The sequence below is a fragment of the Elioraea tepida genome (assembly GCF_019203965.1).
GTDB classification, from domain to species: domain Bacteria; phylum Pseudomonadota; class Alphaproteobacteria; order Acetobacterales; family Acetobacteraceae; genus Elioraea_A; species Elioraea_A tepida.
Window position 1 is genome coordinate 1,488,419 of record NZ_CP076448.1, and the last position, 13,636, is coordinate 1,502,054.

A 13,636-nucleotide genomic window follows, 5' to 3' on the forward strand; every position below is an offset into this window, starting at 1 on the left:
CGATCGCGTCGAATCGGGTCAATCCCTTCGCGCGTTCGTGAACGTGCTCACTCGCCCACGTTCAGGAGCAGGCCCTGGCGACGGGCGATCCGGAACACGCGGGCGAATGCCCAGGCGGCGGCGGCGAGCCAGAGCACGTCGAGCGCTGCGGCGGCCGCGAGGTGCCCGGCGTCGAACCGGCCCTCGAGCAGGGCGGCGCGCATGCCCTCGAACACATGCGTCGCCGGGATGGCGAGCGCCACGGGCTGCAGCCAACCGGGGAGCACAGAGACGGGGTAGAACACGGCCGAGAGCGGCGCGAGCCCGAACAGAACGCTCCAGGCGAGCGCCTCGGCGCCGGCGCCGTGGCGAAGCACCATCGCCGTGACGGCAAGCGCCACCGCCCAGCCCATCGCCATCAGCAGCGCGAAGAACGCCACGAGCACCAAGCCCATGTCGGTGATCCGGAAGGCGTAGAGCGCCCAGGCGAGCAGGATGGCGGGAAGGATGCCGGCGAGCATGCGCAGAACGCTCATCGATACGAGCCCGGCCACGAGCTCCCACGGCCGGATCGGCGTGACGAAGAGGTTGCCGAGGTTGCGCGACCAGACCTCCTCGAGGAAGGAGATCGCAAAGCCCATCTGGCTTCTGAGGCACACCTCCCACAACAGCACCGCGCCGATCAGCACGCCCGAGGCGGCCGCCGCCCAGCCGGAGGCGCGCACCATGAACTCCGACACGAAGCCCCAGATGCACATCTGCAGCACCGGCCAGTAGGCGAGCTCGATCAGTCTCGGCCAGGAACGCCGGTAGAGGGCGAGGTGGCGGTAGATCAGCCCCCAGACGCGCCGCGCCGCCGATCCGCTCATGCCCCGCCCCCCGCGGCCACGCCCGTGCCACGGGCGATGTGGCGGCGCTCCGCTTCGCCCATCGCCCCGCTCACGATCCGCCCCCCGGCCGCCACGCCCGTGCCACGGGCGATGTGGCGGCGCTCCGCTTCGCCCATCGCCCCGCTCACGATCCGCCCCCCGGCCGCCACGCCCGTGCCACGGGCGATGTGGCGGCGCTCCGCTTCGCCCATCGCCCCGCTCACGATCCGCCCCCCGGCCGCCACGCCCGTGCCACGGGCGATGTGGCGGCGCTCCGCTTCGCCCATCGCCCCGCTCACGATCCGCCCCCCGCGGCCACGCCCGTGCCACGGGCGATGTGGCGGCGCTCCGCTTCGCCCATCGCCCCGCTCACGATCCGCCCCCCGCGGCCACGCCCGTGCCACGGGCGATGTCGAGGAACACCTGCTCGAGGTCCTGTCGCCCGTAGCGCCCGATCAGCGCCGCGGGCGCGCCGCGATCCACCACCCGGCCGTGCTTCAGCATCACCACATCGGAACAAAGCCGTTCCACCTCCGCCATGTTGTGCGAGGCAAGCACCACCGTCGCGCCGGTCTCGTCGCGGTAGCGCTCGAGCCAACCGCGCACGCGGTCTGCCGTGTCGGGGTCGAGGCTCGCGGTCGGCTCGTCGAGGAGCAGCACCTCGGGCGTGTTGATCAGCGCCTTGGCAAGAGCGGCGCGGGTCTTCTGCCCCGCCGAGAGCTGCCCGGCCGGGCGGTCGAGGAAGGGGCCGAGCTCGAGCTCCTCGGCGAGCCGGGCGATCCGCCGCGACAGCCCGCGCACGCCGTAGAGATGGCCATAGACCGTGAGGTTCTCCCGCACCGAGAGCCGATGCGGCAGCGACACGTAAGGCGAGGAGAAGTTCATCCGCGCGAGCGCGGCGAACCGGTCGGTCGCCATGTCGTGGCCGAGCACGGTGATCCGCCCCGAATCCGGGATCAAGAGGCCGAGCAGCATGGCGATGGTGGTGGTCTTGCCCGCGCCGTTGCCGCCAAGGAGGCCGAGCACCGTCCCGGGGGCGGCCTCGAAGCTCACCTGATCCACCGCCGTGACGGTGCCGTAGCGCTTCACGAGCCCTTCCGCGATGATCGCGGGGCGGCGAACCCAGTCTCGCATGGACTCCTCGTCAGGGCCCGGACGCGGCGCAGCCGTTCCGCCCTAGGGCTTCCCCCCCGGGCGCGTGCGCAACTACCCTCGCTCGAACCGCAGCGCAACGCCACTCCCTGTGCCCGATCGCCCCGACGACCCCGCTCCCGAGCCGGGCCTCGACGCCCCGGCGAGCCTGCCCGAGGGCCTGCGGATCTATGCCGTGGGCGACATCCATGGCTGCGCGGCGAGGCTCGATGTGCTGCACGGCCTGATGGCCGAAGACGCGGCGAAGGCGCCCGAGAGGCGCAAGGTGATCGTCTATCTCGGCGACTATGTCGATCGCGGCCCCGACAGCCGCGGCGTGATCGAACGCCTCCTGGGCCCTCCCCCCTTCGCCGCTGAGACCGTCCACCTCGCCGGCAACCACGAGGCGCTGATGCTCGCCGCCCTCGATGATCCGGGCGATCTGAGGGCGGGGGCGCTGTGGCAGATGAACGGCGGCGGCGCAGCGCTCGCCTCCTGGGGGGTGGACCCGGAGGCGCCGCAGGAGCGCTGGGCGGAGGCGATCCCGCCCGCCCATCTCGCCTGGCTGCGCGGCCTCGCCCGCTCGGTGCGGTTCGGCGGCTACGTCTTCGCCCATGCCGGGGTGCGGCCCGGGGTACCGCTCGCCCGGCAGGACCCCGAGGATCTGATCTGGATCCGCGAGCCCTTCCTCTCCTCGACGGCGGACCATGGCGCCGTGGTGGTGCACGGGCATACGCCGGGGCGAGAGGTCGTGCTGCGCCGGAACCGGATCGGCCTCGACACGGGCGCCGTCTTTGGCGGCAAGCTCACCTGCGCGGTGCTCTGGGCCGGTCGGCTCAGGCTGCTGCAGGCGTGACGCGGGCGCGGGTTTCGGCTAGGCCATCCGCTCATGCCCGACCATCTCCCGGACGACGACCGCGCCCTCGACCCGGACCGCGCCGACCTCGCCAACGGGCTCGCCGCCCTGCCGCGCGCCTCCGTCCTCGTCGTCGGCGATGCGATGCTCGACCGCTACGTCTACGGCTCGGTCACCCGGGTCAGCCCCGAGGCGCCGATCCCCGTGCTTTCGGTCGAGCGCGAGCTCGCCATGCCGGGCGGGGCGGCGAACGTGGTGCGCAACATCACCGCTCTCGGCGCCTCTGCCGCCTTCGTGACGGTGGTGGGCGACGATGTCGCCGGCTCCGACCTCACTGCCCTCATCGGCGGCCAGCCCAAGGTCGAGCCCTGGATGCTCGTCCAGGGGGGGCGGCCGACCACGGTCAAGACGCGCTACCTCGCCGCCGGCCAGCAGCTTCTGCGCGCCGACCGCGAGACCACGGAGCCGATCCACCCGAAGCTCTCCGAACGCCTCGTTCGGATCGCCACCGACGCGATGGCCGCCTGCCGCGCCGTGGTGCTGTCCGACTATCATAAGGGCGTCCTCGCCGGCTCCGCGGCGCAGGCGATCCTCCGCGCCGCCCGCTCCGCCGGCCGGATCACCGTGGTCGACCCCAAGGGCCAGGACTGGGCCCGCTATGCCGGCGCCGATGTGCTGACCCCGAACCGGCGCGAGCTCGCCGAGGCCTCAGGCATGCCGACGGCGACGCCCGAGGAGGTGGTCGCGGCGGCCGAGGCGATGCTCGCCGCACACGGCTTCGGCGCGGTGCTCTGCACCCGTTCCGAGGACGGGATGACGCTTGTCCGCCGCGGCGGGGCGACGCTCCACCTCGCCGCCGAGGCGCGCGAGGTGTTCGACGTCTCCGGCGCGGGCGACACGGTGGTGGCGACACTCGCCGCGGGACTCGCGGCTGGTCTTGCCCTGCCCGTTGCCGCCCGGCTCGCCAACATCGCCGCCGGAATCGTTGTCGGCAAGGTCGGCACCGCGGTGGCGCGCGAGAGCGAGATCCGCGCCGTCCTCTCCCCCGCCTCGGGCAGCCTCAGGAAGGTCGTCACGCGCGAGGAGGCGGCCGAGCAGGTGGAGCGGTGGCGACGACGCGGCTGGCGAATCGGCTTCACCAATGGCTGCTTCGACCTCCTGCACCCTGGCCATGTGCATCTGTTGGCGCAGGCGCGGGCGGAGTGCGACCGGCTCGTCGTCGGCCTGAACTCCGATGCCTCGGTGCGGCGTCTGAAGGGCCCCACCCGCCCGGTGCAGACGGAGGCCGCGCGCGCGGCCGTGCTCGCCTCGCTCGCCGATGTCGATCTCGTCACCGTGTTCGAGGAGGACACGCCGGAGGCGCTGATCGCTGCGCTCAGGCCGGACGTGCTCGTGAAGGGAGCCGACTACCGGCTCGACCAAGTGGTCGGCGCCGAGCTCGTGCGCGGCTGGGGCGGGCGCGTAGTGCTCGCCGAGCTCCTGCCCGGCAACAGCACCACCGCGACGATCGCGCGGCTTCGGGGCTGAGGCGGGCGCGGGTCTCCACCTCGCTGGCTCGTCGCCCCCGATGAGAAACGGCGCGGCGGTCCACCCAAAGCCGGGGCTTGCGCGATGCGGGGATCGACGGAACCTCTGTCCGGTCGCACGACCAGGGAGCGAGCATGAGCACGAAGACGGAGAGCTTTCCCGTCCAGAAATCGGAGGCAGAGTGGCGTGCCGTCCTCACGCCCGAGCAGTACCGCGTGCTGCGCGGCCACGGCACCGAGCGGGCGGGCACCTCGCCGCTGAACCACGAGAAGCGCGACGGCATCTATGTTTGCGCCGGCTGCGGCGCGCCGCTCTTCTCGTCGGAGGCGAAATACGAAAGCGGCACCGGGTGGCCCTCGTTCTTCCGCGCCCTTCCGGGCGCCGTCGGCACGCGGATCGACCGCAGCTTCTTCATGGTGCGGACGGAGGTGCACTGCGCGACCTGCGGCGGCCATCTCGGGCATGTCTTCCCAGACGGCCCGCCGCCGACCGGAGAGCGCTACTGCATGAACGGAGTCGCGCTCGTGTTCCGGCCGAAGGAGGAGTGACGCTCAGCCGGGCGCCAGCGCGGCGACAGGCCCGAACGTTCCGGCGAGGCGGCCCGAGGCGCGACCGCTCCGGGGCGGCTTTGGCGTCCTGCCAATGATAGGCTTCCGGGCCTGCCAAACACGGCAACCCGACCCGGCAGGGACCGGGCCGGACGCGAGGGCAGCCAGGCTCACGACCCATTCATCTGCTTGCGGGGACGCGGGCGGGCGTGATTTTGAAGGGGGCGGAGGTGCCCTGATGTCCGTCCCGTTCCTGCTCACCCCGGCGCAGATGCGGCGCATCCGGCCGCACGTCCCGCTCTCGCACGGCATCCCGCGCGTGGACGACCGGCGCGTCCTCAGCGGCATCATCTTCGTCATCCGGGGCGGCCTGCGCTGGCGCGACGCCCCGCCGGGCTAAGGCCCGCACAAGACCCTCTACAACCGCTTCGTCCGCTGGAGTGTTCAGCCGCATCTTCGCCGCCCTCGCCGGCGAGGCCGGCGAGCCCGACCGCCTAATCATCGACAGCACGCACCTGAAGGCCCACCGCACCGCAGCCAGCCTCCTCAAAAGGGGGCGCCTGATCGGTGCATCGGCAGAACCAAGGGCGGGCTGAACGCTAAGCTCCACGCCGTCTGCGACAGCCAAGGCCGCCCCGTCGTCATGATGCTCTCCGCCGGGCAGATGAACGACCAGAAGGGCGCCAACATCCTCGCCCCACTCCTGCCGCCGGCGCGCGAGCTGATCGCTGACCGCGGCTACGACAGCAACCCGTTCCGCGCCGCGCTCGCCGAGCGTGGCATCGCCGCATGCATCCCGACCAAGAAGAACCGCAAGCAGCCCATCCCGCACGACCCAACGCTCTACCGACAACGCCACCGCATCGAGAACATGTTCGGCCGCCTCAAGGACTGGCGACGCATCGCCACCCGCTACGACCGATGCGCCACCATCTTCTTCGGCGCCATCGCCCTCGCCGCAATCGTCACCTTCCGGCTCGGCCAATGAGTCCTGAGCCTAGCGCAGGGCGTACGCCGCCTCTGCCGTGTAGTGCGGCCCCTCCCGCCCGAGCCGCGACGAGAACAGCGTGAAGTGCTCGACCGGAACCGGGCCGAGGCGGAACAGGGCGTTGCCGTGAAGCCAGTCGCCGAGCTTCGCGGGGTCAGGCTGGTCGAGACGCGCGAGCGTCACATGCGGGGTGAACTTGCGACGCTCCGGCTCGCAGCCGGCACGCACGAGCGCGCTCTCGACCTTGGCGCGCAGGTGCTCGAGCGCTGGGTTCCGCTCCACCCCCGCCCACAGAGCATGCACCCTCCGCCCGCTCTGGAAGGTGCCCACCCCCTCGAGGGTGAGCGAGAAGCCGCGCGCGGCGATCGTGCCGAGGGCCGCGTCGATGTCGTCGGCGCGCCCGTGATCGACCTCGCCGACGAAGCGAAGCGTCAGATGCATGTTCTCGGGCGGAACCCAGCGCGCCCCGGGAAGCTTCGCCCCGGTCAGCAGGCGAAGCCTCTCCCGAACCTCGAACGGCAGGTCGAGCGCGACGAACAGCCTGACCATCGCTGCCTCCTCACCGCTCTTGCCTCACGCACGCACCCGGGCGAGCAGCCGCTCCACCGCGGGCAGGATACGCTCGACCATCACTGCGACACCGCGGGCATTGGGGTGGATCCCGTCCGGCTGGTTCAGCTCGGGCACCGTCGCGACACCATCGAGGAAGAATGGGTAGAACACGACGTCGTGCTCGCGGGCGAGGCGCTGATAGGCGCCTTCGAAGGCGGTGACGTAGTCCTGTCCGAGATTGCGTGGCGCGAGCATGCCGGCGAGCAGCACCGGGATGTTGCGCTCGGCAAGCCGCCGCAGGATGGCGTCGAGATTGGCGTAGGTCGCCTCAGGGGGGATGGCGCGCAGGAGATCGTTGCCGCCGAGCGCGACGATCGCCGCATCCGGCCGGTCGGCCAGCGCCCAGTCGAGCCGAGCCCGCCCCCCGGCGGTGGTGTCGCCCGACACCCCGGCATCGATCACGGTCGCGGCGATTCCCTTCGCCCGCAGCGCTGCCTGCAGCTGGGCGGCGAACCCCTCCTGACGCGGCAGGCCGTAGCCGGCGGTAAGGCTGTCGCCGAGGGCGAGGATGCGGATCTCGCGCCCCCCTTGCGCCCGCGCACGTGCTGACATGGCCGTGAGAAGCGCCACCCCGGCAAGGGAGGCAAGTTTGCGCCGGGAAAGCGCCGGGCCATATCTCGGAAGGAGCTGAAGGGGTTGTGCGCGCATGGATGCCATCGTCTCCGACCTGCCGCTTGCCGCCGCGTCGGGGCGTGGCGGCGAACCGCTGATCGCGGTGCGCGACCTCGCCTTCACGGTGGCCTCGGCGGCGGGCAAAATCAACATTCTCAAGGGTATCACCTTCTCGGTCGCGGGCGGCGAAGGGGTCGCGATCGTCGGGCCTTCGGGCAGCGGCAAGTCCACCCTGATGATGCTTCTGGGTGGGCTCGACCGCGCCACGGGCGGCTCGATCCGGGTCGCCGGCCACGACCTCACGGCGTTGGACGAGGACGCGCTCGCCCGCTTCCGGCGCGACCACGTTGGCATCGTATTCCAGGCCTTCCACCTCGTGCCGACCATGACGGCAGAGGAGAACGTGGCCCTGCCGCTCGAGTTCGCGGGCGGCGCCAATGCGCTGGCCCGCGCGCGGGAGGCGCTCGCCCGCGTCGGCCTCGGCCATCGCACGCGCCACTATCCGGCCCAGCTTTCGGGCGGCGAGCAGCAGCGCGTGGCGCTCGCCCGCGCGATCGTCGCCAAGCCCTCGATCCTGCTCGCCGACGAGCCGACGGGGAACCTCGACGGCGCGACCGGTGCGGCGGTGATGGACCTCCTGTTCGGTCTCCGCGCCGAGCTCGGCACCACTTTGCTTCTCATCACCCATGACGAGCGCCTCGCCGCGCGCTGCGGCCGGATCATCTCGCTCGCCGACGGCAGGATCGAGTCCGACCGGGTTGTCGGCTGATGTCTCTCGTTCTGGCCAATGCCTGGCGGATCGCGCGGCGCGAGCTCCGCGGCGGGGCGAAGGCACTGCGGATCGTGGTCGCCTGCCTCGCCCTCGGGGTGGCCGCGATCGCCGCCGTCGGCACGCTCTCGCGCGCGGTCGAGGAGGGGCTGAAGGCGGACGGGCGGCGTATCCTCGGCGGCGATCTCGAGGTGTCGGTCGGCTACCGGCCGATGCCCGAGGCGGCGCGCGCCTGGGTCGCCGAGCGCGGCGGGCTTCTCTCCGAGGTCACCGAACTCCGCTCGATGCTTGTCGCCGAGACCGGCGCGCGCGACCGGATGCTCGTCGAGCTCAAGGCGGTCGATCAGGCCTACCCGCTCTACGGCGCCGTCCGGCTCGAGCCGGACGCGACGCTTGCCGAGGCGCTTGCGGTGCGAAACGGGCGCCCCGGCCTCGTCGCCGAGCGCGTGGTTCTCGAGCGCCTGAACCTCCGCCCGGGCGACACGGTTCGTCTCGGCGAGGGGCTGTTCGAGGTGCGCGGCACGCTCACCGAGGAGCCTGACCGGGTGGCGAGCCCTGCCGTCCTCGGCCCGCGGGCGATGATCGCGGCAGACGCGCTCGCCGCGACGCGGCTCGTCCAGCCCGGAAGCCTCGTCCGCTACGAATACCGGATCCGCCTTCCTGACGGAGCGGATGTCGCCGCCTTCCGCGCGGCGATGGAGGGAGCGTTCCGCGACGGCGGCTGGCGGTTCCGAACCTACGCCCAGGCCGCCCCGGGCGTGATCCGCTTCGTCGAGCAGACGGCCCTGTTCCTGACGCTCGTCGGGCTCACCGCCTTGCTCGTCGGCGGCATCGGGGTGGCCAATGGCGTGACCGCCTGGCTCGAGGCGCGGCGGCGCACGATCGCCACGCTGAAGTGCCTCGGCGCGCCGCAGGCGACCGTGTTCGCGGCCTATGGCCTGCAGCTTCTCGCCATCGCCGGGGTGGGGATCGGGCTTGGCCTCGCCGGAGGGCTTGCTCTTCCCTGGGTGGCGGCGCAGGCGCTCGCGGGCGTTCTTCCGGTGCCGCCGCGGTTCGGGGTCTATCCCGGCCCGCTCGGGATCGCCGCCCTGTTCGGGCTGCTCACCGCTGCGACCTTCGCTCTCTGGCCGCTCGCCCGCGCGCGCGCCATACCGGCGGTGGCGCTGTTCCGCGACGTCGTCGCGCGCGCCGAGGTCAGGCCGGGGCTCGGCCTCCTCCTCGCCAACGGGCTGCTCGCCGCCCTGCTTGCCGGACTTGTCGTCGCGGTGTCGCAGGACCGTCGCTTCGCCGCCGCCTTCTGCGCCGGCGCGGCCGGCACACTTCTGCTGTTCCGGCTCGGGGCGGCGCTGTTGAAGGCGCTCGCCGCACGCGCGCCGCGATCCTCCCTCCCTGCCGTTCGGCTCGGGCTTGCCAACCTCCACCGCCCCGGGGCGCCAACCGGGCTGATGCTCGTCTCACTTGGCCTCGGGCTCTCCACACTCGCCGCGGTGGCGCTGATCCAGGGCAACATCCAGCGCCAGGTGACGGAGACGATGCCGGACGCGGCGCCGGCCTTCTTCTTCATCGACATCCAGTCCGATCAGGTCGAGCGCTTCGAGGCGATCGCCGCCGCCCAGGCTGGGGTCGGAGAGGTGCGTCGCATGCCCTCGCTCCGGGCACGGATCGTCGCGGTCAACGGCATTCCCGCCGACGAGCTCCAGGTGGCGCCCGAGAGCGCCTGGGCGCTTCGCGGCGACCGGGGGCTCACCTATGCCGCCACCCCGCCGGAGGGCACGCGGATCGTCGCCGGGGAATGGTGGCCGCCCGACTACCGGGGCGAGCCGCTGGTCTCTTTCGACGCCGCGCTGGCGCGGGGCTTCGGCATTGGCATCGGCGACACGATCACCGTCAACGTGCTCGGGCGGGACGTGACGCTCCGGATCGCCTCGCTGCGCGACATCTCCTGGCGGTCGCTCGGGATGAACTTCACGCTGGTCGCCTCGCCGGGGCTGCTCGAGGCGGCGCCGCACACCCATATCGCAACGGTGCACGCCGCGCGCTCGGCCGAGGCGACGCTCCTGCGCGCCGTGACGGACGCGCTCCCGAACGTCTCGGCGATCCGGGTGCGCGAGGCGCTCGAGGCGGTCTCCGCCCTGCTCGGCCAGATCGGGGCGGCGCTGTCCTCGACCGGGGCGATCACGCTCCTCTCCGGCGCGCTCGTGCTCGCGGGCGCGATCGCCGCGGGGCGTCGGCGCCGGGTGTACGAGGCCGTGGTCCTGAAGACGCTCGGCGCGACACGGCGGCAGGTGCTCGCCGCCTATCTCGTCGAGTTCGGCGTTCTCGGCGCGGCGGCGGGGGTGATTGCGGCCGCGGTCGGCACCGCCGCGTCCTGGGCCGTGATCACCGTCGTGATGCGCGCCGAGTGGGCGTTCCTGCCGGGCACGCTCGCCGCGACCATCGCCGCCTGCACGGCGATGACGATGCTGATGGGTTGGGCCGGAACGGCCGCGGCGCTCCGGGCGCGGCCGGCACCGCTTCTGCGGACCGAGTGACGCGCCACGCCGCCTCGCCGCGCTTGCACCTCGCGGGCGAATCCGATTGATTCGCCCGTGGGGAGGCCCATATACCCGACCGGGGTGGTCGGAGAGGGTGGTCCGTGCCCCCTTGCCGGGACAAGCTCAACGAAGGGGTTTGCGAACGATGGCCTGGAATCCAGATTTCCGCTCGATGGCTGCCGCGCAGACGGTTCCTTCCGCCGGCGTCGACGCCGCGCGGCTGGACGCCGGGCTGCGCCGCTACATGCTCGGCGTCTACAACTACATGGCGTCCGGGCTTCTGCTCAGCGGCATCGTGGCGCTCGCGATCGCCTCCTCGCCGGCGCTCGCCGAGCTCTTCTACACCCGTGTGATGACGCCGCGCGGGGCGGCGACGATCCCGACGACGCTCGGCTTCATCGCGATGTTCTCGCCGCTCGCCATCATCCTCGTGATGATGTTCGGCGTGAATCGCATGTCGAAGACGGCCGCCCAGGCTGTGTACTGGGTGTTCACGGCGCTGATGGGCGTGTCGCTTGCGAACATCTTCCTGATCTACACCGGCACCTCGATCAGCCGCGTGTTCTTCGTCACCGCCGGCACCTTCGCCGCGATGAGCATCATCGGCTACACGACGCAGCGTGACCTGACGAAGCTCGGTTCGTTCCTGATCATGGGGCTGATCGGCATCATCCTCGCGAGCCTCGTCAACATCTTCATCGGCTCGACGGCGCTGCAGTTCGCCGTCACCGTGCTCGGCGTGGTGATCTTCGTCGGCCTGATCGCCTACGACACCCAGCGGATCAAGACCGACTACATCTCCTATGCCTATGCGGAGGGCTCGGAGGTCGCGGACAAGCGGGCGGTGTTCGATGCGCTCGCGCTCTACCTGAACTTCATCAACCTGTTCCAGCTCTTGATGAGCCTGCTCGGCCAGCGCCAGAGCGAGTGAGCCGCACCGCGGCTCGGGTTCGGGGAAGGCCCCGGGGGAAACCCCGGGGCCTTTCTCTTTTCGGGCTCGGTGTGCGCTCCGCCTGAGGGTGCGCCCGAGGCTCCTGCCGCGACAAGGCCCTCAGGCCTCCAGCACCTCGAGCACCTCACCGGTCGGCGCGAGGCAGGCGGCGACGAGCGGGCCGCCGAGCCCGCAGCCGGCATCGAGCGTCAGCCCCCATCCCGAGGCACGCGGCCCGTCATGGCGCGCGCACCCGCCGCGGACCAGACGCGCGAAGCCACCCCAGGGCAGCCGCCCCTCCTCCCCCTCAGGCGCGGGGATGCCGGCCGCGGCACGGTCAAACCCCGGTTCGTCCCACCAGAAGGCGTCGCCCTGCGCCTCGAAGGGGCGGTCGGGGTTCAGGCCGGAGGCGACGAACAGCACCCCGGGCGCCTCGCCCGCAAGATCCACCGGAACCGTGCAGGCGGCGCGTCGCAGCGAGGAGAGCAGCGCGTCATGGCCGGGGGCGGCGCGGATCGCGGCGGTGATCGAGGCCGTCCAGCGCGCCCGTTCCACAGGCCCCCGGGCGGCGACGCGCAGCCCCTCCGCCACCGTCGTCCCGTAGGCCGCGAGCGTCGGCCCGATCCCGTGCGCCTCCATCCAGCGCAGCGCCTCGACCGCAGCCGCCGGCCCGGGCGCATACTGGATCCGCAAGAGGCGGTTCAGCATCTCCTCCTGCGCGCCGCGCAGGAACACAACGTCATTCGCCTCGAAGCCGGGGCGTGCGATCACCGCCCGGCGGAACAGAAGCGCCTCGCGGATCGTGCCGGCCACATCGGGTCCCACGCCGATCAGGTTGCCGCAGTAGACGAGCCGATCACCGCGCCAGACGCGATCCTCGAGAGCGGCATGCAGGCGGGAGAGGCGGATGGGGTCGCCGCGCACGGCGGCGATGGCCCAGACACGTCGGGCGTGGGTGAGCCGGGCAACCCGGGGGGCAGGGTCCTGCTGTGCCGCCATCACCCTGCCCGGCAAACGAAAGGGGCGGCAGGCGCCTCGGCGCCCCCGCCCCCTGCACCCGGGCTGCGGCGCGGCGTCACGCCGCCTTGAGCATGGTCGCGAGCTTGGCCTGGGCGGTCGACTTGTCCACGCCGTCGATCGCGGCGAGCTCGGCGGCGAGACGATCCATCGCCTGCTCGTAGATCTGACGCTCCGAGAAGGACTGGTCCGGCTGGCCGGCGTTGCGGTGCAGGTCGCGCACCACCTCGGCGATCGCCACCGGGTCGCCAGAGTTGATCTTCGCCTCATATTCCTGCGCCCGCCGGCTCCACATCGTGCGCTTGACCCGGGCGCGGCCCTTGAGCGTGGCAAGCGCCGCCTCGATCGCCTTGCGGCTCGAGAGCTTCCGCAGGCCCGCCGAACGCGCCTTCGCCACCGGCACGCGCAGAACCATTCGGTTCTCCTCGAACTCGATGACGATGAGCGTGAGCCTGTGGCCGGCGATCTCCTCCTCCACCACGCCCGTCACCTTGCCCACACCGTGGGTCGGATAGACGACATGGTCGCCGACCTCGAACTGCAGCGGGGGCTCGGACGAGGCCGCGGCGGCCGGCTGTGGGCGCGGCGGCGCGAGACGTCCGGGCGCTGCCGGCCTCGCCGCGGGCGGCCGTGCCATCGACGGCCCGGGGGGCGTGCCCTGGGCGGTGTCGGCCCGCGCCGTCTCCGCGGCGGAGGCCATCGGCGCGGCGGTCGCGGGAGAAGCGGGCGCAGAGGACCATTCCGGCGCCGCAGCCGGCGCGGCGGGGGCCTTGGCCGATGCCGCCGGCTTCTTCGCGCCGACCTCGGCGGCCTTCGTCGCCGGCGCTGGCCCGCGCAGCTCCGCCGCCTTCACCGCCGGCTTCTTCGGCGCCGCCTTGGGCTCGGCAGGCTTCGCCTCTGCCGCCGCGACCGTCTTCGTCGCCACCTTATCCTTCGCCGCTGCCGCCTTGGGCGGCGTGGCCTTCGCCGCCGCAGGGCGCGCGGACGCCTTCGCCGGCTTGGCCGGAGCGGCTTTCGAGGCGGTCGGTTTCGCCGCTGCGGCCTTGGCCTGGGCCGGCTTGCCCGCCGTGCTCTTCGCCTGCTTCGCCTTCACCTGCGTTCCCTTCGCCTGTGACGACTTCATTCCATGCCTCACCCTGACTGCCTGCGCTGACGGAGGCTCGGGACCTCGCTGCGCACAACAAACCATGCCGCCGCAGCCGATCGGCCGGGCGCCGACATCACCCTCATGCGCGCAGCCACAAAGCGGGGATCACCCCGCCG

Annotated in this window: 14 protein-coding genes and 1 pseudogene; 8 read left to right on the forward strand and 7 right to left on the reverse strand. The window is 72.4% G+C overall.

Annotation, left to right across the window (positions count from 1 at the left end):
• Positions 1–47 precede the first annotated feature (47 nt).
• From KO353_RS07170 to KO353_RS07180, 3 genes are all read right to left on the reverse strand, one after another.
• Positions 48–848: an ABC transporter permease gene (locus tag KO353_RS07170; RefSeq protein ID WP_218287016.1), complete on the reverse strand. Its 801-nt coding sequence runs from the start codon at positions 846–848 to the stop codon at positions 48–50.
• Complete coding sequence (locus KO353_RS07175; protein ID WP_218287017.1) at positions 845–1,147, reverse strand: hypothetical protein; 303 nt, start codon at positions 1,145–1,147, stop codon at positions 845–847. Before KO353_RS07175 ends, KO353_RS07170 begins: the two co-directional genes overlap by 4 nt.
• A 70-nt stretch (positions 1,148–1,217) precedes the next feature.
• Positions 1,218–1,982, reverse strand: a complete 765-nt coding sequence (locus KO353_RS07180; protein ID WP_218287018.1) for an ABC transporter ATP-binding protein — start codon at positions 1,980–1,982, stop codon at positions 1,218–1,220.
• Between the two features lie 109 nt (positions 1,983–2,091).
• Here KO353_RS07180 and KO353_RS07185 point away from each other — a divergent pair, with 109 nt between their 5' ends.
• The 5 genes and pseudogenes from KO353_RS07185 to KO353_RS07200 all read left to right on the forward strand — a co-directional run.
• On the forward strand, positions 2,092–2,835 hold the full coding sequence (locus KO353_RS07185) for a metallophosphoesterase family protein (protein ID WP_235692056.1): 744 nt from the start codon (positions 2,092–2,094) through the stop codon (positions 2,833–2,835).
• Positions 2,836–2,868: 33 nt separating this feature from the next.
• The gene (gene rfaE1 / locus KO353_RS07190) at positions 2,869–4,362 is read left to right on the forward strand and encodes a D-glycero-beta-D-manno-heptose-7-phosphate kinase (protein WP_218287019.1); all 1,494 of its coding nucleotides are present in this window, start codon (positions 2,869–2,871) and stop codon (positions 4,360–4,362) included.
• Positions 4,363–4,496: 134 nt separating this feature from the next.
• Entirely contained in the window at positions 4,497–4,910 is a 414-nt protein-coding gene (gene msrB / locus KO353_RS07195) for a peptide-methionine (R)-S-oxide reductase MsrB (RefSeq protein ID WP_218287020.1), read from the forward strand.
• Positions 4,911–5,148: 238 nt separating this feature from the next.
• Entirely contained in the window at positions 5,149–5,310 is a 162-nt protein-coding gene (locus tag KO353_RS16375; RefSeq protein WP_235692057.1) for a transposase, read from the forward strand.
• Positions 5,311–5,322: 12 nt separating this feature from the next.
• Positions 5,323–5,898, forward strand: a pseudogene (locus KO353_RS07200) (IS5 family transposase); the annotation flags it as partial.
• A 9-nt stretch (positions 5,899–5,907) separates the two neighbouring features.
• Here the strand turns inward: KO353_RS07200 and thpR are convergent.
• A complete protein-coding gene (gene thpR, locus KO353_RS07205; RefSeq protein ID WP_218287021.1) occupies positions 5,908–6,447 on the reverse strand; it encodes an RNA 2',3'-cyclic phosphodiesterase in 540 nt (179 codons plus the stop codon).
• Between the two features lie 24 nt (positions 6,448–6,471).
• Positions 6,472–7,062 carry an arylesterase gene (locus KO353_RS07210; protein WP_235692058.1) on the reverse strand — a complete coding sequence of 197 codons (591 nt, stop codon included), beginning with the start codon at positions 7,060–7,062 and terminating at the stop codon, positions 6,472–6,474.
• Positions 7,063–7,156: 94 nt separating this feature from the next.
• On the opposite strand from KO353_RS07210, the gene KO353_RS07215 reads away from it, so the two are divergent.
• The 3 genes from KO353_RS07215 (at position 7,157) to KO353_RS07225 (ending at position 11,356) form a co-directional block, all read left to right on the forward strand.
• A complete protein-coding gene (locus tag KO353_RS07215) occupies positions 7,157–7,891 on the forward strand; it encodes an ABC transporter ATP-binding protein (protein ID WP_218287023.1) in 735 nt (244 codons plus the stop codon).
• On the forward strand, positions 7,891–10,422 hold the full coding sequence (locus KO353_RS07220; protein ID WP_218287024.1) for an ABC transporter permease: 2,532 nt from the start codon (positions 7,891–7,893) through the stop codon (positions 10,420–10,422). The genes KO353_RS07215 and KO353_RS07220 overlap by 1 nt, the downstream gene beginning before the upstream one ends.
• Before the next feature lie 148 nt (positions 10,423–10,570).
• Entirely contained in the window at positions 10,571–11,356 is a 786-nt protein-coding gene (locus KO353_RS07225) for a Bax inhibitor-1/YccA family protein (RefSeq protein WP_218287025.1), read from the forward strand.
• Between the two features lie 120 nt (positions 11,357–11,476).
• On the opposite strand, the gene KO353_RS07230 is transcribed toward KO353_RS07225, so the two are convergent.
• Together KO353_RS07230 and KO353_RS16380 are read right to left on the reverse strand one after the other, a co-directional pair.
• Entirely contained in the window at positions 11,477–12,355 is an 879-nt protein-coding gene (locus tag KO353_RS07230; RefSeq protein WP_218287026.1) for a hypothetical protein, read from the reverse strand.
• Between the two features lie 76 nt (positions 12,356–12,431).
• Positions 12,432–13,496, reverse strand: a complete 1,065-nt coding sequence (locus KO353_RS16380) for a CarD family transcriptional regulator (RefSeq protein WP_235692059.1) — start codon at positions 13,494–13,496, stop codon at positions 12,432–12,434.
• Positions 13,497–13,636 lie beyond the last annotated feature (140 nt).